Below are 17,880 nucleotides of genomic sequence, written 5' to 3'. Positions count from 1 at the left end.
CGCATCCACGGGGTCCCGCCATGATCCGACGCCTGCTTCCGCCCGCCCTTGCCCTGGCCTTCGCCGCGCTGCTTCCCGCGGCGGCCTGGGCGCAGGGCGGCGGTCTGGACCTGTCCTCCATCGGCAGCGCGCTCGGCAGCGCCACGGGGGAGAGCGGGTCGCTGTCCGGGCGCGTCATTCAGGGCATCGTCCTGCTGACGGTGCTCAGCGTGGCGCCGGGCCTGCTGGTCATGGCGACCTCCTTCACCAGGATCATCGTCGTGCTGTCGCTGCTGCGCTCGGCGCTGGGGCTTCAGCAGTCGCCGCCGAACATGGTGCTGATCAGCCTCGCCATGTTCCTGACCTTCCACATCATGGGGCCGGTCTTCGACGCGGCGTGGCAGGACGGGCTGCGCCCCATGCTGAACGAGCAGGTGACCCAGGAGCAGGGGCTGGAGCGGATGGTCGAGCCCTTCCGCAACTTCATGGCCTCCCAGGTGCGGGACAAGGACCTGTCGGCCTTCGCCGGCTTCACCGGCAAGCCGGAGGCGGAGCAGCCGAAGACGGCGGCCACCGCCGACCTGCGCGTGCTGGTCCCGGCCTTCCTGCTGTCGGAGCTGCGCCGCGCCTTCGAGATCGGCTTCCTGATCTTCCTGCCCTTCCTGGTGATCGACATGGTGGTGGCGGCGGTGCTGATGGCGATGGGCATGATGATGCTGCCGCCGGTGATGATCGCGCTGCCCTTCAAGATCATCTTCTTCGTGCTGACCGACGGCTGGTTCCTGATCGCCAACAGCCTGATCCGCTCCTATGGGGGAACCTGACGCGATGACCGAGCCCCGGCTGCTGCCCGCCATCCCCTCCGCCGGCCTGTCGGCGCCGCCCGCCGCACCCCCCGCCGGGGTGTCGGGGATGGCCGACAGCGTGACCGCCTTCGCCCGGCGGCGGGGCGTCACGGTGGACGACGAGACGGCCGTCGTCACCCTCCTGAACGCGCTCGACCCCAGCCCGCTGGTGCCGCACCGCATGGTGCTGGTCGCCGGCAGCGTCCTGGCGAACGCCTTCCGTCACGACCGCCTGCAGGGCGACCGCCCGCTGGAGCGGGATGACGACTCCGACCACTCCACCCTGACCGCCGACCGCTTCTTCTGAGGTGCCAGCATGGGCATGCCGATCAAGATCCGAGACAATTTCAAGAGCCTGAGCGGGTCGGAGAGGACCGCGGTGATCTTCCTGGCGCTGGGCGAGGAACGCGGCTCCCGCCTGATGGAGAAGCTCGACGACGACGAGATCCGCATGGTCAGCCGCGCCATGGCCAGCCTGGGCAACGTCACCTCCAACCTCGTCGAGGCGCTGCTGCGCAGCTTCACGGAGCGCTTCGCCAACACCGGCTCCGTCGTCGGCTCCTACGACAGCACGGAGCGCATGCTCTCCCGCTTCCTGCCCGACGACCGGGTGGTGGAGATCATGGGCGAGATCCGCGGCCCGGCCGGCCGCACCATGTGGGAGAAGATGTCCAACGTGAACGAGGGCGTGCTCGCCACCTATCTGGCGGGCGAGTACCCGCAGACGGCGGCGGTCATCCTGTCGCGCATGCGCAGCGACCACGCCGCCAAGGTGCTGCCGCTGCTGGCCCCGGCGCTGCGGCTGGAGGTGATCGAGCGGATGATCCAGATCGAATCCGTGCAGCGCGAGGTGCTGCTGGACATCGAATCCATCCTGCACAACGAGTTCATGGCGAACTACGCGCGCACCCACGGCGCCGACACGCACGAGCGGATGGCCGACATCTTCAACCGCATCGACCGTGACACCATGGCGGACATCTTCACCGACCTGGACGCCGTGATGCCGGATTCGACCCACCGCATCCGCCAGCTCATGTTCACCTTCGAGGACCTGCTGCGGCTCGACCGCGTGTCGCTCCAGGCGGTGATCCGGCGCTGCGACACCGGCCAGCTCGCCATCGCGCTGAAGGGGGCGGAGGCGCTGCAGCGCGACCATTTCCTGTCCGTCCTGTCCGAGCGCGCCCGCATGATCCTGCAGGACGAGATCGAGAACATGGGGCCGGTGCGCATGCGCGACGTCAACGAGGCGCAGGCGGAGATCGTCCAAGTCGCCAAGGCCATGGCCGACGACGGGGCGATCGTCCTTCCGCAAACGGACGAATCGGACGCCGTTGTGTACTGATGGTTGTGTACTGATGGTCGTCTGCTGAGTCGTCTACCGATGGGTGTGTTCATGCCGGACGCGGTCGCCGAGGTCGGCCATCTGCTGGCGGTGGTCGAGGCGCTGGACCCGCGGGCGGCGCAGGAGCTGCGCGGCGGGCTGCCGCGCTGCGATTCCACCTTCGGTCTCGGGTTGGCCTTCTTCCTGGCGGCGACCGCCAATGGCGCGCGGGCGTGGCTGGGGCCGAAGCGCTGCCGCCTGCTGGAGCAGCTCGACGGCGGCGCCCTGCTGGACGACCTCGACCTGGCGCTGGCGCCGCGCCACCGCCGCACCGCCGCACCGCCGACGGCCGGGAGTGGCGGGTGATGAGCATCCCCGTGATGGACGGCACGGCGGCGGGCGGTTGCCGCGGCCTGCTCTGCGCCATTTCCGACGGGGCGGACCTTCAGACGGGAAGCGCGCTGGTGCTGCAGATGCGGCTGCCGGCGCTGGGGGCGGTGCAACTCGTCGCGGCGGGGGAGGGGCGGCGGTTCGACGTGACGCTGCAGACCGGCGGCGGCCTGTCCTCCGCCGCGCTGGCCGACATGCAGGACGGATTCGCCGGGGCGATGGGCGACGCGGGTCTGGGCGGCGACCTGACGGTGGGGCCGGTGGCCGGAGCGTGGCTGGATCTGGAGGAGGAGGCGCTCAGCGCGGATTGGTCGGGGTAGGGGGGAGTGGTCGCGCCGGGCCCCCACCCTAACCCTCCCCCGCTCCGCAGGGGAGGGCATCAATTCCCTCTCCCGCGAAGCGGGGGAGGGAAGGGGCCCACGGCGTGAGCCGTGGGAAGGGTGGGGGCTCAACGCGACAACGTCTTCACCCCGCCAGCCGTGTCTCGCCAATCCCGCGCCCGAACCCTACGTACCCCGGCAGCACGCGGCGCGCCGGCAGGGCCGGGGCAGGGTCCTCATGCTCGGGCGGGGCTTCGAACTTGTAGCCGCGGCCGTAGACGGTCTCGATGTAGCGGGCGCCGCCGGTGGCTTCGGCGATCTTCTTGCGCAGCTTGCAGATGTAGACGTCGATGACCTTGTCGAGCGGGTCGGCGCCGGACAGGCCGTAGACCTCGTCGTAGATGTGCTCCTTGGAGACGACGCGGCGGTGATGAGCGGCCAGCACGCCGAGGATGGCGTGCTCGCGCTGGCTCAGCCGCAGCCGCTCGCCGGCGACCTCCGGGTCGCGCCCGTCGAGGAACACCGTCAGTTGCCCGACCCGCACCGCGTTGCTCAGCAGGCCGCGCGAGCGCCGCCGCGCCACCTCGATGCGCGCCCGCACCTCGGCGCTGACCACCGGCTTGACCAGCACGTCGTCGGCCCCGGCGTGCAGCAGCTCCACCGTCGTCGTCACGCAGCGCCGGTCGAGCAGGCAGAGGATCGCCGCCCCGACCTGATGCGCCCGCAGCGCCGCCACGCAGCGCGCCGGGTCGTCGACGCTGCCGAGCACGATGGCGTCGTAGCCCAGCCCGTCGGCACCCTGCTGTTGCAGAAGCTCCTCCAGCCCGGCCCAGTCCTGGCGGTCGTAGCGGATCTTCCCCATGCCGAGCTGACGGCCGAGCGCGTCGGCGATCAGGGGGTTCGGTTCAACCAGAACAGCACGCATGGGGTTCTCCGCAACATCGAATCGGCCAGGGCGATTGATTTGCTTTTTAGGAAAAGTCTTTTTCGCGCCTGCAAACATCATTCAAAAAACCAATCGAAATCCGTACTGTCAATCGTTGGTGTTAATACCTTGGCGAGAGGCGGGAGTCGGCGTTAAAGCGGTTTTAAAACCCGTTAACAGAAAAGATTTTGGAAAATTTGCCGACGAAATCCATGAAAATACGCGATGAATTCTCGACGGTCCGGTTGCCGGGCGGTTTTCCGGCCCGGGCCTATGGAAAAAGGTTCCTGTGCGCAGGACGCGGGACGCGCTACTGTGACGATGCAGGCCCGACTGTCAGGATAAGCCGCGATGACCGAGATGATGCCGCTCTCCAACGCTGAGGATACGCCGCCTCCGCCGGCGGCACCGGCCAAGCGGGCCACCCGTCCGCGCGCGCCAAAGGCGCCCCTGGGGGCGCCGTCGGAGGAAACCACGCAACTCCTGCGCGTCTACGGCGACCAGGTCGCCACGCTAGGCGAACAGATCGCCAAGGCGGAGGCCGCGGCGGACAGCGAACGGGCGGAGCGGCTGCGGGTGATCGCCGAGCACGCCTCGGAACGCGAGCGCTGGCGCGAGGCCATCGGGGCGGTGGAGCGGGCGCGCTCCGGGGAGGTCGGCAGCCTCCAGGGCGACCGCGAGGCGGAGCGCGAGCGCGTCAACCAGCTCGTCGAGACGCTGATCGCCGAGACCTCCGCGCGCGAGCAGGGCATGTCCCGCGCGATTCAGGACGCGGAGGACCGGCTGTCCGCGGTGAACGCGGAGATCGCCGCCCTGCGCCTGTCCCACGCGGTGGCGCTGGACCGGCTCCAGGCCGACCGTGAGGCGGAGCGCAAGCGCATCGGCGACCTCGTGGAACGGCTGATCGCCGACACCGAGGTGCGGGAGCGCGGCTTCCGTCAGCGCATCGAGGCGGCGGAGCGCCGCAGCGAGGAGGCGCAGGCGGCTCTGGAGGAGGAGCGCCGGACCAGCGCGGAACTGGAGAAGCGGGTGGAGCGGCTGACCGGCACGCTGGACGGCCTGCGCCGCGACCGCGAGGCCGAGGTCGCCGCGTACGAGGCGATGCGCGACCAGTGCCGCGTCCTGGTGACCGAGCTGGCGCGGCGCCAGAGCCCCTGGTGGCGCCGCCTGCTCCGGAGGTGAGCGTCCGGCGCTGAGCGTTATTCGTCCTTCGTGTCGTCGCCGCCTCGGAAGGGCGCGGTCGCCACATGGGCCGTGGCCGACACCACGTCGCCGGCGACGCTGACCGCGGACCCGGCGACGCTGGCCGCCGTGTCCACCGTGGCGACCACCACGCTGCAACTGGTCAGAAGCAAAGCCGCCGGGCAGATCAGAGCGGCGGCGGAAAAGCCGAAGCGGGGCAGGCCGAAGCGGGGCAGGCCGGAGCGGGATAAGGAGGGGCGGGGCATGGTCTTCGGCCTTCGAAAGGGTGATGCCGCTCCACTATGCCCCGGACGCGCGATGGCGCGCCTGTGACCAAACGGCGGCGCTCATGCTGGCACGCCGCCGTGTCGCCGCCAAGCGGTCCGTGCTTACGGCAGCCTCTTGAAGACCATGCGCCGCATCGGCTGGTCGAAGGCGGTCATGCCCTCCGCGTCGATCCGCCCGCTGGCGGCGAAGCGGCGGCGGACCTCGGCCTCCACCGGGGGCAGGCGTTCGCGCCGCGCCGGGTCCACGGCGGTGACGTGGGTCAGGTAATGATCGGCGTCGCGGTAGCGCACCACCGTGCCGTAGACCGTCTCGTCCACCGCCTGCAACGGCAGCGGCGGGTGCTTCAGCGTGTCGTAGGCGGCGGCCCGCACCTCCGTCTCGTCCTCGATGGGCAGGATGACCTCGAAATAGGCGCCCTCGGCGATCGGCTCGACCACCACCAGCGTGCCGCCGGGCTTCAGAACCCGCGCCGCCTCGGCCATCGCGTCGGCCATCACCGCCAGCGGCAAATGGTGGAAGCTGTTGGAGTAGACGATGGCGTCCACCGACGCGTCCTCCAGGGGCAATGCCTCCCCCTTGCCGACGCGGTAGTCGGCGCCGGCCACCGGTTCCGCCTTGCGGGCGCGGGCGAGCTGGCACTCGCTGATCTCGATGCCGATGGCCCGGGCGCCGAGCCCCGCGAAATGGCGGGTCAGCGCCCCGTCGCCGCAGCCGACATCCACCACGGTCCGGTCCCGCGGGTCCAGAATCTCGGCCAGGGCTTCCTTCAGGGTCATCGTCGTCATGGTGCGTTTCCGTTTTTCTTGATGGTTGGCAGGTGTTGGGCGGCGTTCCGGCCCCGGCGGGTCAGGGGGCGGCGTTGAGCGTCCGCCGGAAATAGTCGAGAACCTCGTCGTTCAGCCGCGCGTGGAAGCCGGCGCGATCGAAGCCCGGCGGGTCCTGCACCGTCGCGCCGAAGCGGGCGGCGGCGCTGGCCGGGACCGGCGTCAGGAAGGCGTAGTGGCCGGCGCCGGGAACGAGGTCGTATTCCGGCGGGCGGGGCAGCAGGCCGCGCACCCGCGCCACCTGGAGGGCGCCGCTCTCGTCGCCCTTCTCCGCCTCGTAGAGCCGGACCGGGACGGTGACGCGGGACAGCGCGCCGTCCGCGAACAGGGCGCCGATCGGGTCCATCAGCAGCAGCGCGCGGATGCGCGGATCGGTGGCGGCCTCCAGCCGCTTCGGCGCGGCGGCGGCGGTGGTCTTGGCGCCCGCCGGGCAGAGGGTCCGGTCGTCCGGATGGGCGGCGCAGATCGGGGCAAGACGGCCCGGATCGGCGACCCCGCCCGCCGCCGCCAGCGCCGCATGGCCGCCGGCCGCGTAGCCGAGCACGCCGATGCGCTGGCGGTCCACCCGGAAGCCCATGGGCGAGGAGTCCAGCACGGCGTCCAGCGCGGCGCGGAGCTGCAACGGCAATTCCGGCCACAGCGGCACGGTGCCGACCCGATCGCCCTTTCCGGCCCTGGGGTCCGCGTCCGGTTCCAGGCCGCCGAGATGGGTCACGATGGCGGTCATCATTCCGCGGCGCGCCAGGAACAGGGCGACGCTGACCATCGCCAGCCCGTTGCGCGCCGGTCCCTGGGTCATCATCACCAGCGGCACGGAATCCAGCGCCGGCCCACCCTCCGGGGCGACGTTCAAATGATAGGGGCCCCGGCGGATCGGCTGGACGTGGTCGCGCGTCGGGTAGAGCAGAAGGATCGGCACCGTCTTGCCCGTGCCCGGATCGGCGTATCCGATCTGCGACACCGCCGCCCGGAACTGGGCCGGCGTCTCCGCCCGCGCGGGCAGGGCCGCCGGAAGCAGCCCGGTCATCACAAGAGCCAGAACCCACCGCCGTGTCCGCGGACCCATCGCAACCCCTCCGGCATCACGTCACGAAGCCTTCCCCGTTGGGGGGAGTGTGGCCGTCTTGCCGGTCGAACGGCAAGCACGGTGTTTCGTGCCTGAACAATGAGGTCTGCAAATCATGGCGCCTTGCCAAGAAACGGGCCGGCCTGTACCACGGCGGTGCGCCCCGCCAACCGCCAAGGCACAGGTCGGCCCGTCCCATGCTCGACAGCTTCCTTCTCGCCTTCACGGCGCTGTTCTCGATCGTCAACCCCATCGCCATGGCGCTGATCTTCAGCCAGGTGACGGCGGAGCGCAGCCCGAAGGAACGGGCGCAGCTTGCCACGCTGGTCGCGGTCTATTCGGCCATCGTCATGCTGACCGCCTTGTGGGCGGGGTCCTACGTGCTGAACTTCTTCGGCATCTCCCTGGCGGCGCTGCGGATCGCCGGCGGCTTCGTGGTGGCGGAGCGCGCCTGGGCGCTGCTGAGCGCGCCGGAAGCGCACGAGGCCCGCAAGCAGGAGCAGGCCGCCCCGGCGGAAGAGGCGGCGGAATCCGATGTCGGGGAGTCGGCCTTCTTCCCCCTGACCATCCCCTTCACCACCGGCCCCGGCACCATCTCCGTCGCCATCGCGCTGGGCGCCACCCGCCCCCGGGGCAGCGAGGGGCTCACCGAATTCTTCATCGGGGTGTCGGCGGCGGCGCTGGCCATCGCGCTGCTGATCTGGCTGTCCTACCGCTCCGCCGACCGGCTGGTGGCGCTGCTCGGCCACACGCGCGCCCGCGTGCTGACTCGGCTGTTCGCCTTCCTGCTGTTCTGCGTCGGCGTCCAGATCCTGCTGACCGGCATTCTGGACGCCTTCCCCGTGCTGGCCTCGGGGCGCTGACCAGCCCGGATCAGCGCCTGCGGCCCACGCGCTGGCGGGCCATGCGGTCGGCGACGGCGGCGGTCGGCTTGAGCTCCATGTCGGCGCGCGCGAAGATTTCCGTCAGCGTGTCGGCGATCCGCTCGATGTGGCCCATCACGCGGGTGTGGTCGTATCCGGCGCGCTCGTAATAGACGTCGATCACCCCGCCGGCGTTGATGACGTAATCGGGGGCGTAGAGGATGCCGCGGTCGGCCAGCGCCTGCCCATGCCGGGCCTCGGCGAGCTGGTTGTTGGCCGCCCCGGCGACGACCGGGCAGGTCAGCCGCGGAATCGTGGTGTCGTTGAGGACGGCGCCCAGCGCGCAGGGGGCGAAGACGTCCACTTCCAGATCGAAGACGGCGTCGGCGGAGACCGGCGTGGCGCCGACGCGGTCGGCCACGCGGCGGGCCTGCGCCTCGTCGATGTCGGCGACCCACAGCCGCGCCCCGGCCTCGGCCAGATAGCGGGCGAGATGCCCGCCGACGCTGCCCACGCCCTGGATGGCGACGGTCAGCCCCTCCAGGTCGGTGCGGTGCAGGCGGTGTTGCACCGCCGCGCGGAGCCCGACGAAGACGCCGTATGCGGTGGAGGGGGAAGGGTCGCCGCTGCGCGTGCCGCCGCTTGCCGTCGCCTTCTCGACCACACCGGAGACATGGGCGGTCTCCAGCGCCATGGTCTTGATGTCAGGCACCCCGGTGCCGGAATCCTCGGCGACGATGTAGCGTCCGCCCAGCCGTTCGACGTGGCGCCCCATGGCGCGCAGCAGCGCCTCGCTCTTGTCGGTGCGCGGGTTGCCGATGATGACCGACTTGCCGCCGCCCAGAGGCAAGCCGGCCAGGGCCGACTTGTAGGTCATGCCGCGCGACAGGCGCAGCGCGTCGCGCAGGGCCTCCTCGTCGCTGGCGTAAGGCCACATGCGGCAGCCGCCCAGCGCCGGGCCGAGCGCGGTGTCGTGGATGGCGACGATGGCGCGCAGGCCGGACGCGGCGTCGGAGCAGAAGACCACCTGCTCATGGTCGTCGAAATCGGGATGATCGAACAGCGGCACGGTTTCCTCCTGATCTTTTTCTTTTTGAAAAAGCGGAAATCACCGGCGCGCAAAGCTCGGGCGTTGCGCGCAGCAGGGTTCCGCGCGCCGTGCGATGGTTCGGCGTGTCCGCTTTTCCTTGCCCTGTGCTTCACCCTGTCTTGATCGGGCGGGGGAGCGATGGGGCGTTCTCTTGAAGGAAACTAGATGTGCGTGAAATTGCTGGCAAGACGGATGGTTGGCCGCTCTGCAAAAAGCAAGGAGATGAGCGCCGGATCGGTCCGGTATCGGGAAAGTGTCGCGGACGGGACCGCGAACGATCATTTCCGGTCCGCTCTCAAGAGGGGAAGGATGGCCGGGGACCGGCCGGGCGGTGGGAGGAGGCCGCCCGGCCGGTCCCCGCGGGGATCAGAATTCCTCGTCCCCGCCGAAGCCGCCCCACGAATCGTCTTCGCTGGGGATCTCCTCGGCCACCTGATCGACGGCGCCCTGGGCTTCCTGGGCGATGGCCTCGCCGCCGCCGGAGAAGGCGCTGGACAGCGCGCTGCCGATCAGCATGCCGCCGGCCACGCCCATGGCGGTCTGCATGGCGCCGGCCATGAAGCCGCCGCCGGCGCGCTGCGGCTGCTGGGCGTAGGCGGCGACGCGCGGGTCGCCGTAGGCCGGGGCGGCGCCGGGCGCCTGACCCCAGGGCGAGCCGCCGGGGCGCTGCTGCGGGGCGGGGGCGGGCTTGGCGGCGCCGCCACCGAACAGGCCGCCGAAGATGCCGCCGCCGCCGGCCGCCGCGGCCGGACGCTCCTGAAGCTGGCGCTCCAGCTCCTGGTTCTGGTTCTGCGAGGCGGCCAGCGCCTGCTCCAGCATGACGATGGCCTGGGCCATCAGGTAGGGCGCGCCCGGCTGGCGGGCGATGGTGTCGCGGATGTGGGCTTCGGCCTGCGGGTCGCGCGGGCCGGACTGGGCCTCGGCCTGACGCAGCTTGGCGAAGAGGTCGTCAATGATCTGGCGTTCGGTCTGGTCCATGGCGGTGCTCATGCTCTCGGTGGTTTGAGGGAGGGTCCGGCTATGCCCCGGCGCGTCGTCCATTGGGTGGGCGACGGCGTCCGGAGGGGGCCGGACAGGTGTGGAGGGTGTGGGAGAGGTCTGGGGATCGCGGGTCCATGGGAGCATTCAGTCCCTCCAAGTGCGGTCACGCCCGTCGGCGCAAGAGCAGGTGAAGAGATCCGACATCGCGACCACGTCTAAGTCGCCAGAGGGGCCCGGATCACAGGTCCCGGAGACGTGGGGAGGGCCGGGAACCCTGTCAAGAGAGGGGGGCGCCAGAAAAATTACGCAAAAACAGCGCTGCGTTACTCGGGCCGGGTGCGCGCTTCGAAGCGGCGGCGATCGCTTTTGTCGCTGAGCACGAAGGCGAAGGGGCGCAGCGCGTCGATGTGGCTGAGCGCGATGGCGATCAGGACGGTCATCGGCACGGCCAGCACGGTCCCGGCGGCCCCCCACAGCCAGCTCCACAGCAGCAGCGAACTGACGATCACCAGGGGCGAGATGGCGAGCTGCTTGCCCTCCAGCCTTGGGCCGATGAAGTTGCCCATCACCTGCTCGATCACCAGCAGCCCGCCCGCGACCATCAGGGCGGTGGTCGATCCGCTCTGGGCCAGCGCCATCAGCACCGGCAGCGCTCCCGCCGTCACCGACCCGATCACCGGGATGTAGTTCAGCAGGAAGGCCAGGAAGCCCCACAGAAACAGAAAGTCGATCCCGAACAGCGACAGCCAGCCGATGTAGAGCGCCCCGGTGATCAGCCCCAGCGTCGTGCTGACCAGCAGGAAGCGGCGGAACTGCTGGGCGATGGCGATGACCGCGGTGACGGTGGTGGCGCAGCGCTCCGGCCCCAGCGTCTTGACGATCTTCTCGCGCCAGACCGGCGCCTCGACCAGCATCAGCAGGGCGAGGAACAGCACGATGACGACCGTCGAGACGGCCTCCCGCGCCGCTGTCAGCACCGCCGCGACGAGGCCGGACAGCGCCTCCGCCCCGCCTCCTCCAGCGTCGGAGCCGTCACCCGGATCGCCGAGGAACTGCTCGCGCAATCCCTCGATCCAGCCGTTCGCCTGCCCCCACAGGCGTTGCAACTCCTCGGCGTGGCGCGGCACCTCGCCGGCCACGCGCTGGCCGATGAACCACAGGCCCCCGGCGAAGACGGCCAGCACCAGCAGCACCGTCAGCATGGCGGCGAGCGGGCCGAGCAGGGCCAGCCGCGGCGGCACCCGGTTGCGCACCCAGCGCCCGACCGGCGCCACGGCGACCGCCACGAAAAAGGCTCCGGCCAGCGGAATGAGGACGGGTGACGCGGCGCTCACGACCCATAGGACGGCGACGGCGGCCAGCAGGCCGAGCAGCCAAAGGCCAAGCGTCATCCGGTCGATGGACCAGCGCCGATTCCCGTCCGCGTCCTCCCGCTGTGCCAAGACCGTCCGCTCCCCGCCGTTGCGCCGTGCTGCCGGTCGGGCAGCATGAGCTTGACGCGAAACCGGCCGCGAAGTTCCGCAACGCCCTGGTCCCGGCGGGAGCGCAGAATTGCCACCGGGGGGACGTTGCGGCGCAGCGGGGCTGCCACCAACTCACTGGGGCCGGCTCCGCCGGAGCGGGATTCAGCCTTGGGGACTCACGCCATGGACCGCATCAACACGGCTTTCCTGTTCGACCTCGACGGCACGCTGATCGACAGCGTCTACCAGCACGTTCTGGCCTGGCAGGAGGCGCTGGACCATGAAGGGATCGAGCTGTCGGTCTGGCGCATCCACCGCAAGATCGGCATGAGCGGCGGCCTGTTCGCCAACATGCTGCTGCGCGAGACCGGGCTCGCCATCAGCCCTGAGCTTCTGGAGCGGCTGCGCCGCCGCCACGCCGAGGCGTTCCGCGGGCTGGCCGGGCGCGTCCGTCCGCTGCCCGGCGCGCAGGAGCTGCTGTCCCACCTGACGGCGGCGGGCATCCCCTGGGCCATCGCGACCAGCGGGCGGATCGAGACGGCGCGCTCCGGGCTGGAGGCTCTGGGCGTCGACCCGGACCGGGTGCCCGTGGTGACGCGCGATCAGGTGAAATACGCCAAGCCCGACCCCGACCTGTTCCTGGCCGCGGCGGAGCGGCTTGGTGTGCCCATCGAAACGGCCATCGTGGTTGGCGACAGCGTGTGGGACATCCTGGCCGCGCGGCGCGCCCGCGCGCTCAGCATCGGGCTGCTGTCCGGCGGCTACGGGCAGGACGAGCTGGAGCGGGCCGGCGCCTTCCGCGTCTATGAGGACCCGGCCAGCCTGCTGGAGCATCTGGACGAGGTGGGAGGCCGCCGCTGAGCGCCGAACGGCGCCGCGCGCTGCTGATCGTCAACGGGAAGGCCCGCCAGGGGCAGCGCGCGCTCGACGACATCCGGGAGGAGGCCGCGAAGGCGGGCGTCACCCTGATCCGCGCCGAGTGCCGCGAGCGGGAGGACATCGCCGGGGCGATCCGCGACCACGCCGACTCGGTGGACATGGTCGTCATCGGGGGCGGCGACGGCACGCTGAACGCCGCCGCCCCGGCGCTGGCCGACACCGGCCTGCCACTGGCCATCCTGCCGATGGGCACGGCCAACGATCTGGCGCGCACGCTGGGCATCCCGCTGGATGTGCGGGAGGCGGCGAAGCTGGCGGTCAGCGGCCCGGTGCGCCGGATCGACCTTGGCGAGGTCAACGGCGTGGCCTTCTTCAACGTCGCCAGCATCGGGCTCAGCGTCGAGTTGGCCCGCGAACTGACGCGCGAAATGAAACGGCGCTGGGGCGTGTTCGGCTACGCCGTGGCGGCCTTCCGCGTGGCGCGGCGCATGGCGCCCTTCCGCGCCGAGATCCGCATCAACGGGGAGCGGCACCGCGTCAAATCGGTGCAGATCGGCGTCGGGAACGGGCGCCATTACGGCGGCGGCATGACCGTGCAGGAAAACGCCGCCCCCGACGACGGGCAACTCGACGTCTACAGCATCGATCTGCGCGGCTGGTGGGAGTGGCCCCTGCTGTACCCGGACTTCCGCCGCGGGCGGCACGGCCACTGGAAGAACGTCCACGCCTGGTACGGGCAGGAGGTGGAGATCACCACCCGCCACCGCCGCCCGGTCAACACCGACGGCGACATCACCACCCACACCCCGGCGCGCTTCCGCGTGCGGCCGGGCGCCGTCGCGGTGATCGCGCCGCCGCGGTGAGGCGAGGGGGACCGTTCTCGGAAGACCGCAAAGAAAAGCCGGGCGCCCTTGCGGACGCCCGGCCGTCGTCACCGAACCGGCAATCCTCGCCTCAGCGGGTCAGCGGGCCAGTGGGTCAGCGAGCCAGCCAGCCGCCGTCCACCGGCAGGATCGTGCCGTGGATGTAGTCCGACGCGTCGGAGGCCAGGAACACCGCCGGGCCGCCCATGTCGGCGGGAACGCTCCAGCGGCCCGCCGGGATGCGGCCGAGGATCTCCGCGCTGCGCTGCTCGTCGGCGCGGATCGCCGCCGTGTTGTTGGTCGCGACGTAGCCCGGCGCGATGGCGTTCACGTTGATGCCCTTGCCCGCCCATTCGTTGGCGAGCAGGCGGGTGATGCCGGCCACGCCGCTCTTGGAGGCGGTGTAGGAGGGCACGCGGATGCCGCCCTGGAAGGACAGCATGGAGGCGATGTTGATGATCTTGCCCTTGCGGCCCTGGCTGATGGCGTAGCGGCCGAAGGCCTGGCAGAGGAAGAAGACCGTCTTGATGTTGATGTTCATCACGAGGTCCCAGTCGGCCTCGGTGAAGTCCACAGCGTCGGCGCGGCGGATCATGCCGGCGTTGTTGACGAGGATGTCAAGCCCGCCGAGCGTGCCCACCGCTTCCTCAACCAGACCCTGCACCGGGGCAATGCTGGTCAGGTCGGCGGTCATGGCGTGGAAGCGGCGGCCCGTGGCCTCGACGAGGCTCTTGGTCTCGTCGAGGGGGATGACATCGACGGCGGCGATGTCGGCGCCGGCCTGGGCCAGCGCCAGGGCGATGCCCTGGCCGATGCCGGTGTGGGCACCGGTCACCAGCGCGACCTTGCCGGAGAGATCGAAGGGATGTGCCTGAGCCATTGTCCTGCTCCTTATTCTTGGCGTCCGGGGATCAGCGCAGGTCTTCCATGGGGATGAAGTCCATGTCGGTGAAGTCCTGGTTGTCGCCGGCCATGGCCCAGATGAAGGTGTAGTTGCGCGTGCCGACGCCGGAATGGATCGACCAGCTCGGCGAGATCACCGCCTGTTCGTTGGCGACGACGACGTGGCGCGTCTCGGTGGGCTCGCCCATGAAGTGGAAGACGCGGGCCGGCTCCGGCAGGTCGAAGTAGAAATAGACCTCGCAGCGGCGGTCGTGCGTGTGGCACGGCATCGTGTTCCACATGTTGTTCGGCTTCAGCACGGTCATGCCGAGCACGAGCTGCGCGGTGCGGCAGACGTCCGGGTGGATCATCTGGTAGATGGTGCGCTCGTTCGACTGGGCCGGGTCGCCCATGTGCACGGCCTTGGCCTGCGCGATGGAGATCTTCATCGTCTCGAAGCGGGCGTGGGCCGGGGCGCTGTTCAGGTAGAACTTCGCCGGGTTGGCCGGGTCCAGGCTCTCGAAACGGACATCCAGGCTGCCCATGGTGATGTAGAGGCAGTCGCGCGGGGCCAGCTCGAACACCGCGCCGTCCACCGTGATGCGCCCCGGACCGCCGACGTTGACCGCACCCAGCTCGCGCCGGTCGAGGAAGTTGGCCGAGCCGATGGCCTTGGCCGATTCCAGCTTCAGCGGGCCGGACACCGGCATGGCGCCGCCGACCACGAAGCGGTCGATGTGGCTGTAGGTCAGGACGATGTCGTCCGCCTCGAAGATGGACGGGACGAGGAAATGGTCGCGCAGCTTGGTGGTGTCGTAGTTGCGGACGTCATCCTGGTGTGACGCGTGGCGGACGGTGATCTTCATGGCGGTATCCTCGTGTGTGTTTTTCAGGGCCGGTGGGGGCCAATTCAGGGGCCAGATCAGGGACCAGTGAAGAAGAACGGGTTCGCCCCCTGGGCCTGGGGGATCGAGGTCAGCAGGCCGTCGAGGTGGACGGCCATGCGGTCGGCGGCCAGCGTTGGGTCGGCGTCGGCGATGGCGTCCACGATCGCCGCGTGCTCGGCCAGCACGTTGGTCAGGCGCCCCGGCTCCGGCAGGGTCAGGCGGCGGTAGCGGTCGACCTGCACCTTCACCTGCTGGGCCATGCTCCACAGGCCGGGATAGCCGGCGATCTCGGCGATCAGGGCGTGGAACCGCTCGTCGGCCTCGTGGAAGGCGTTGAGGTCGCCGTCCTCCACCGTCTCCTGCTGGAGCAGCAGGTTGGCGCGCAGGCCGGCGATCTGGCTGCCGGTGGCGCGCTGCGCCGCGTAGCGGACGGCGGTGCCCTCCAGCGAGGTGCGGATGACGATGGCCTCGGGCAGGGCGTTGACCGGGATGCGGGCGACGAAAGTACCGACCTGCGGGAAGATCTCGATCAGCCCCTCGTCGGCCAATCGCTGCAGCGCCTCGCGCACCGGGGTGCGGCTGACGCCGAAGGCTTCGGCGATGTGCTTCTCGACGATGGGTTCGCCCGGATTGCGGCGCATCTCCACGATCTCGGCGCGCAGCGACCGGTGGATCGCCGCCATGGTGGAGGCGCCGCGCGCCGGCCCGCGGGAGGGCTTCACGGCGCTCCGCTGGGTGGCGGGGCGGTCGTTGCTGGCGTCGGGCGTCGGGGTGGTCGGCATGTCCATGGCTGCACCTGTTGCGCCGGCTCGGCCGGTCCTAAGGGAGCATATTAGTATATCAGTGCCGCGGCGCAAGCCGGAAATCACGGGGTCCGCAATCTCCGGCTTTCGTCCGGGGTGGGGCGGCGCTCAGCCGGGCGCCGTCACTCGGCGGGGGCGGGCTGGACCGGCAGGGGCTGCGCTTGGGTGTTCTCCTGGGCGGCCTTCTGGGCGGCGAGATAGCGCGGGGAGAGGACGCCGAACCGGCGCGCCCACCAGGCGGTGAGGATCGGGGTGAGCAGCGAGGTGACGACGACGCTGGTGGCGACCAGGGCGGTGGCGGCCGGGGCGCTCGGCGCGAAGCTCGGCTCGATGGAGGCGATGATCGGCGGGACGGTCACGGCCGCGCCGGCGGTGGAGGCGGCGCCGATGCCGGCGGTGCCGTTGCCCTTGGCGAGCAGGATGTCGGCGACGACCAGCGTGAAGCCGGTGATGGCAATGACCGAGAGGCCGAGGACGATGCCGAGCAGGCCGGTGTTCAGGATGACCGCGAAGTTCAGGTTGTTGCCGAGCGCGAAGGCGAAGAAGGGCACCATCACCGGCACGGCCTGGCCGAAGAACTTGCGGAAGTCCTGGTCGAGGTTGCCGAGTGCGAAGCCGACCAGGAAGGGCAGCAGCGCGCCGACCATGGTCTGCCAGGGGAAGGCGGCCAGACCGGCCAGACCCAGCGTCGCCATCGTCATGAAGGGGCCGGATTCCAGGCACATCAGGCAGAAGGCGCCGGACTCCTCCTTGGTGCCGTACTGCTGCATCAGCGCCATGTACATGCCGCCGTTGGTGTCGTTCATGGCGGCGATGATCGCCAGCACCGACAGGCCGGTGAAGAAGCCCGAACTGACGCCCTCGTGCGGGATGAACCAGGAGGCGACGATGCCCATGGTGGCGGCGGTGAGGATCTTGACGGTGACGAGCACGCCGCTCTTGCGCAGGACCAGCGGGGTGGCCTTCAGGCTGATGCTGGCGCCGATGCAGAAGAACCAGACGGACAGGATCGGCAGGGTTCCGGTGATCAGGCCGTTGGTGAAGGACCCGAAGAACTTGCCCGTGTTCGGCGCGAAGGTGTTCAGGCAGGCGCCAAGGAACAGGGGCAGGATCATCATGCCGCCGGGAATGCGGTCGATCCGGGATTTGATGTTCATAGTCGGTACTCCTGGGGCGGTCCGACTGGGCCGTCGATGGAAAGTCCGGGGTGGTGGCTGCCGGTTGCGGCGCATGGAGGGGGAGCGTGCCGCGCATCCCCTGCGGGAGCGGCGCCGGTCCGGTGGCCGTCGGGCCTGTCCGTGGATCGCGCCGCCGATAGAGTGGATACTAGTATATCAGCGCTGCGAGGCAAGTCAGGAGAACTGCGTACCCCGTCGGATGACACTCTGTCGCAGGTCCTGCGGCGGTGGTTCGGCGGTGCCGTTCCCGTGCACCGGGAAGCCCGCCTCCGTGTCGGAAAGCGCAAGCATGGCAACGGCTTGCAGCGCTTCATGGACGCGGTGGTAGGCGGCCTCGATGCGTTGGGCGGCCTGTTCGCCACCGGCCGATCGGGCGGTTTCCCGGAAGAGGGCGAGGGCGGTGCGGCCGAAGTCCTCGAAGCGCGCGTGCAGGCCGTGGTCGTCCAGGGCGAAGACCGGCGTGGTCAGGAAGGCCCGCCGCAGGGCGTCGGCGTCGCGCTCCAGGGCGGCGATGCGCGCGGTCGGCGGGTCGGAGGTCCGGGGCATGCCGCGGCTCCTTGAAAGGGCGTTTTCAAAAATGGGTTTTGAAAACTGGTATTTTAGTTTTTGGGGTGGGAGCCGCATTGCCCCCACCCTAACCCTCCCCCGCTAACGCAGGGGAGGGGACTGCCGCCGCTTCGCGGAAGGCACCCTCTCCCGCGTCAGCGGGGGAGGGCCGGGGTGGGGGCAAAACCGGAACCGTCACGTTACTTCGCGTTGGCCATGGCGACGGCGGTGTCGCTCATGCGGTTGGAGAAGCCCCACTCGTTGTCGTACCAGGTCATGATGCGGACGAAGTTGCCGTCGAT

The 17,880-nt window shown here is 70.2% G+C and carries 21 protein-coding genes; 9 read left to right on the top strand and 12 right to left on the bottom strand.

Annotated features, from left to right (window positions below; genetic code table 11):
• The first annotated feature begins 20 nt into the window (after positions 1 to 20).
• Genes fliP through FBZ83_RS29835 form a run of 5 tightly spaced genes read left to right on the top strand, consistent with a single transcriptional unit; the run spans position 21 to position 2,858 of the window.
• Positions 21 to 803, top strand: a complete 783-nt coding sequence (fliP, locus tag FBZ83_RS29855; RefSeq protein ID WP_175428873.1) for a flagellar type III secretion system pore protein FliP — start codon at positions 21 to 23, stop codon at positions 801 to 803.
• A gap of 4 nt (positions 804 to 807) precedes the next feature.
• Positions 808 to 1,131 carry a hypothetical protein gene (locus tag FBZ83_RS29850; RefSeq protein ID WP_247888540.1) on the top strand — a complete coding sequence of 108 codons (324 nt, stop codon included), beginning with the start codon at positions 808 to 810 and terminating at the stop codon, positions 1,129 to 1,131.
• 15 nt (positions 1,132 to 1,146) lie between these two features.
• Positions 1,147 to 2,169: a flagellar motor switch protein FliG gene (locus tag FBZ83_RS29845; protein WP_348982524.1), complete on the top strand. Its 1,023-nt coding sequence runs from the start codon at positions 1,147 to 1,149 to the stop codon at positions 2,167 to 2,169.
• A gap of 39 nt (positions 2,170 to 2,208) precedes the next feature.
• Positions 2,209 to 2,514 carry a hypothetical protein gene (locus FBZ83_RS29840; RefSeq protein WP_211101717.1) on the top strand — a complete coding sequence of 102 codons (306 nt, stop codon included), beginning with the start codon at positions 2,209 to 2,211 and terminating at the stop codon, positions 2,512 to 2,514.
• Positions 2,514 to 2,858, top strand: coding sequence for a hypothetical protein (locus FBZ83_RS29835; protein ID WP_145690481.1), 345 nt, complete (start codon positions 2,514 to 2,516; stop codon positions 2,856 to 2,858). The genes FBZ83_RS29840 and FBZ83_RS29835 overlap by 1 nt, the downstream gene beginning before the upstream one ends.
• A 145-nt stretch (positions 2,859 to 3,003) precedes the next feature.
• On the opposite strand, the gene FBZ83_RS29830 is transcribed toward FBZ83_RS29835, so the two are convergent.
• Positions 3,004 to 3,783: a response regulator transcription factor gene (locus tag FBZ83_RS29830; protein WP_145690479.1), complete on the bottom strand. Its 780-nt coding sequence runs from the start codon at positions 3,781 to 3,783 to the stop codon at positions 3,004 to 3,006.
• 351 nt (positions 3,784 to 4,134) lie between these two features.
• Between FBZ83_RS29830 and FBZ83_RS29825 the strand changes: the two genes are divergently transcribed.
• Positions 4,135 to 4,965: a hypothetical protein gene (locus tag FBZ83_RS29825; RefSeq protein WP_145690477.1), complete on the top strand. Its 831-nt coding sequence runs from the start codon at positions 4,135 to 4,137 to the stop codon at positions 4,963 to 4,965.
• A gap of 17 nt (positions 4,966 to 4,982) precedes the next feature.
• On the opposite strand, the gene FBZ83_RS29820 is transcribed toward FBZ83_RS29825, so the two are convergent.
• The 3 genes from FBZ83_RS29820 to FBZ83_RS29810 all read right to left on the bottom strand — a co-directional run bounded on the left by FBZ83_RS29820 (position 4,983) and on the right by FBZ83_RS29810 (position 7,104).
• On the bottom strand, positions 4,983 to 5,231 hold the full coding sequence (locus FBZ83_RS29820) for a hypothetical protein (protein WP_145690475.1): 249 nt from the start codon (positions 5,229 to 5,231) through the stop codon (positions 4,983 to 4,985).
• A 123-nt stretch (positions 5,232 to 5,354) separates the two neighbouring features.
• On the bottom strand, positions 5,355 to 6,131 hold the full coding sequence (locus tag FBZ83_RS29815) for a class I SAM-dependent methyltransferase (protein WP_282186919.1): 777 nt from the start codon (positions 6,129 to 6,131) through the stop codon (positions 5,355 to 5,357).
• Positions 6,100 to 7,104, bottom strand: coding sequence for an alpha/beta hydrolase family protein (locus FBZ83_RS29810; protein ID WP_247888539.1), 1,005 nt, complete (start codon positions 7,102 to 7,104; stop codon positions 6,100 to 6,102). The genes FBZ83_RS29815 and FBZ83_RS29810 overlap by 32 nt, the downstream gene beginning before the upstream one ends.
• A gap of 236 nt (positions 7,105 to 7,340) precedes the next feature.
• Here FBZ83_RS29810 and FBZ83_RS29805 point away from each other — a divergent pair, with 236 nt between their 5' ends.
• Positions 7,341 to 8,006, top strand: a complete 666-nt coding sequence (locus tag FBZ83_RS29805) for a MarC family protein (RefSeq protein ID WP_145690468.1) — start codon at positions 7,341 to 7,343, stop codon at positions 8,004 to 8,006.
• Between the two features lie 10 nt (positions 8,007 to 8,016).
• Here FBZ83_RS29805 and FBZ83_RS29800 read toward each other — a convergent pair whose 3' ends face one another.
• From FBZ83_RS29800 to FBZ83_RS29790, 3 genes are all read right to left on the bottom strand, one after another.
• Positions 8,017 to 9,075 (bottom strand): Glu/Leu/Phe/Val dehydrogenase dimerization domain-containing protein, encoded by a 1,059-nt coding sequence (locus tag FBZ83_RS29800; protein ID WP_145690466.1) that lies wholly within the window; start codon positions 9,073 to 9,075, stop codon positions 8,017 to 8,019.
• Positions 9,076 to 9,462: 387 nt separating this feature from the next.
• On the bottom strand, positions 9,463 to 10,086 hold the full coding sequence (locus FBZ83_RS29795) for a DUF2076 domain-containing protein (protein WP_247888538.1): 624 nt from the start codon (positions 10,084 to 10,086) through the stop codon (positions 9,463 to 9,465).
• 314 nt (positions 10,087 to 10,400) lie between these two features.
• Positions 10,401 to 11,519 (bottom strand): AI-2E family transporter, encoded by a 1,119-nt coding sequence (locus FBZ83_RS29790; RefSeq protein ID WP_145690462.1) that lies wholly within the window; start codon positions 11,517 to 11,519, stop codon positions 10,401 to 10,403.
• Between the two features lie 204 nt (positions 11,520 to 11,723).
• Between FBZ83_RS29790 and FBZ83_RS29785 the strand changes: the two genes are divergently transcribed.
• Positions 11,724 to 12,401 (top strand): HAD family hydrolase, encoded by a 678-nt coding sequence (locus FBZ83_RS29785; RefSeq protein WP_145690460.1) that lies wholly within the window; start codon positions 11,724 to 11,726, stop codon positions 12,399 to 12,401.
• Positions 12,398 to 13,282: a lipid kinase gene (locus FBZ83_RS29780; protein ID WP_145690458.1), complete on the top strand. Its 885-nt coding sequence runs from the start codon at positions 12,398 to 12,400 to the stop codon at positions 13,280 to 13,282. Before FBZ83_RS29785 ends, FBZ83_RS29780 begins: the two co-directional genes overlap by 4 nt.
• 115 nt (positions 13,283 to 13,397) lie before the next feature.
• Here FBZ83_RS29780 and kduD read toward each other — a convergent pair whose 3' ends face one another.
• From kduD to FBZ83_RS29755, 5 genes are all read right to left on the bottom strand, one after another.
• A complete protein-coding gene (gene kduD, locus FBZ83_RS29775) occupies positions 13,398 to 14,162 on the bottom strand; it encodes a 2-dehydro-3-deoxy-D-gluconate 5-dehydrogenase KduD (protein WP_145690457.1) in 765 nt (254 codons plus the stop codon).
• A gap of 31 nt (positions 14,163 to 14,193) precedes the next feature.
• The gene (gene kduI / locus FBZ83_RS29770) at positions 14,194 to 15,030 is read right to left on the bottom strand and encodes a 5-dehydro-4-deoxy-D-glucuronate isomerase (RefSeq protein ID WP_114862031.1); all 837 of its coding nucleotides are present in this window, start codon (positions 15,028 to 15,030) and stop codon (positions 14,194 to 14,196) included.
• 56 nt (positions 15,031 to 15,086) lie between these two features.
• Positions 15,087 to 15,839 (bottom strand): GntR family transcriptional regulator, encoded by a 753-nt coding sequence (locus tag FBZ83_RS29765; RefSeq protein ID WP_145690455.1) that lies wholly within the window; start codon positions 15,837 to 15,839, stop codon positions 15,087 to 15,089.
• Between the two features lie 137 nt (positions 15,840 to 15,976).
• Positions 15,977 to 17,011 (bottom strand): 2-keto-3-deoxygluconate transporter, encoded by a 1,035-nt coding sequence (kdgT, locus tag FBZ83_RS29760; protein ID WP_145690453.1) that lies wholly within the window; start codon positions 17,009 to 17,011, stop codon positions 15,977 to 15,979.
• Positions 17,012 to 17,206: 195 nt separating this feature from the next.
• The gene (locus tag FBZ83_RS29755) at positions 17,207 to 17,578 is read right to left on the bottom strand and encodes a hypothetical protein (protein ID WP_145690451.1); all 372 of its coding nucleotides are present in this window, start codon (positions 17,576 to 17,578) and stop codon (positions 17,207 to 17,209) included.
• Positions 17,579 to 17,880: the final 302 nt, after the last annotated feature.

It is taken from the genome of Azospirillum brasilense (assembly GCF_007827815.1).
Lineage (GTDB): Bacteria > Pseudomonadota > Alphaproteobacteria > Azospirillales > Azospirillaceae > Azospirillum > Azospirillum brasilense_C.
This window is presented reverse-complemented; position numbering and strand designations above follow the sequence as displayed.

Bases quoted from the DNA above. Each gene is read 5' to 3' on its own strand.
- fliP (WP_175428873.1), top strand. From the start codon at position 21: ATGATCCGACGCCTGCTTCCGCCCGCCCTTGCCCTGGCCTTCGCCGCG.
- FBZ83_RS29850 (WP_247888540.1), top strand. From the start codon at position 808: ATGACCGAGCCCCGGCTGCTGCCCGCCATCCCCTCCGCCGGCCTGTCG.
- FBZ83_RS29845 (WP_348982524.1), top strand. From the start codon at position 1,147: ATGCCGATCAAGATCCGAGACAATTTCAAGAGCCTGAGCGGGTCGGAG.
- FBZ83_RS29840 (WP_211101717.1), top strand. From the start codon at position 2,209: ATGGGTGTGTTCATGCCGGACGCGGTCGCCGAGGTCGGCCATCTGCTG.
- FBZ83_RS29835 (WP_145690481.1), top strand. From the start codon at position 2,514: ATGAGCATCCCCGTGATGGACGGCACGGCGGCGGGCGGTTGCCGCGGC.
- FBZ83_RS29830 (WP_145690479.1), bottom strand. From the start codon at position 3,783: ATGCGTGCTGTTCTGGTTGAACCGAACCCCCTGATCGCCGACGCGCTC.
- FBZ83_RS29825 (WP_145690477.1), top strand. From the start codon at position 4,135: ATGACCGAGATGATGCCGCTCTCCAACGCTGAGGATACGCCGCCTCCG.
- FBZ83_RS29820 (WP_145690475.1), bottom strand. From the start codon at position 5,231: ATGCCCCGCCCCTCCTTATCCCGCTCCGGCCTGCCCCGCTTCGGCCTG.
- FBZ83_RS29810 (WP_247888539.1), bottom strand. From the start codon at position 7,104: ATGACCGGGCTGCTTCCGGCGGCCCTGCCCGCGCGGGCGGAGACGCCG.
- FBZ83_RS29805 (WP_145690468.1), top strand. From the start codon at position 7,341: ATGCTCGACAGCTTCCTTCTCGCCTTCACGGCGCTGTTCTCGATCGTC.
- FBZ83_RS29795 (WP_247888538.1), bottom strand. From the start codon at position 10,086: ATGAGCACCGCCATGGACCAGACCGAACGCCAGATCATTGACGACCTC.
- FBZ83_RS29785 (WP_145690460.1), top strand. From the start codon at position 11,724: ATGGACCGCATCAACACGGCTTTCCTGTTCGACCTCGACGGCACGCTG.
- kduD (WP_145690457.1), bottom strand. From the start codon at position 14,162: ATGGCTCAGGCACATCCCTTCGATCTCTCCGGCAAGGTCGCGCTGGTG.
- kduI (WP_114862031.1), bottom strand. From the start codon at position 15,030: ATGAAGATCACCGTCCGCCACGCGTCACACCAGGATGACGTCCGCAAC.
- FBZ83_RS29765 (WP_145690455.1), bottom strand. From the start codon at position 15,839: ATGGACATGCCGACCACCCCGACGCCCGACGCCAGCAACGACCGCCCC.
- kdgT (WP_145690453.1), bottom strand. From the start codon at position 17,011: ATGAACATCAAATCCCGGATCGACCGCATTCCCGGCGGCATGATGATC.
- FBZ83_RS29755 (WP_145690451.1), bottom strand. From the start codon at position 17,578: ATGCCCCGGACCTCCGACCCGCCGACCGCGCGCATCGCCGCCCTGGAG.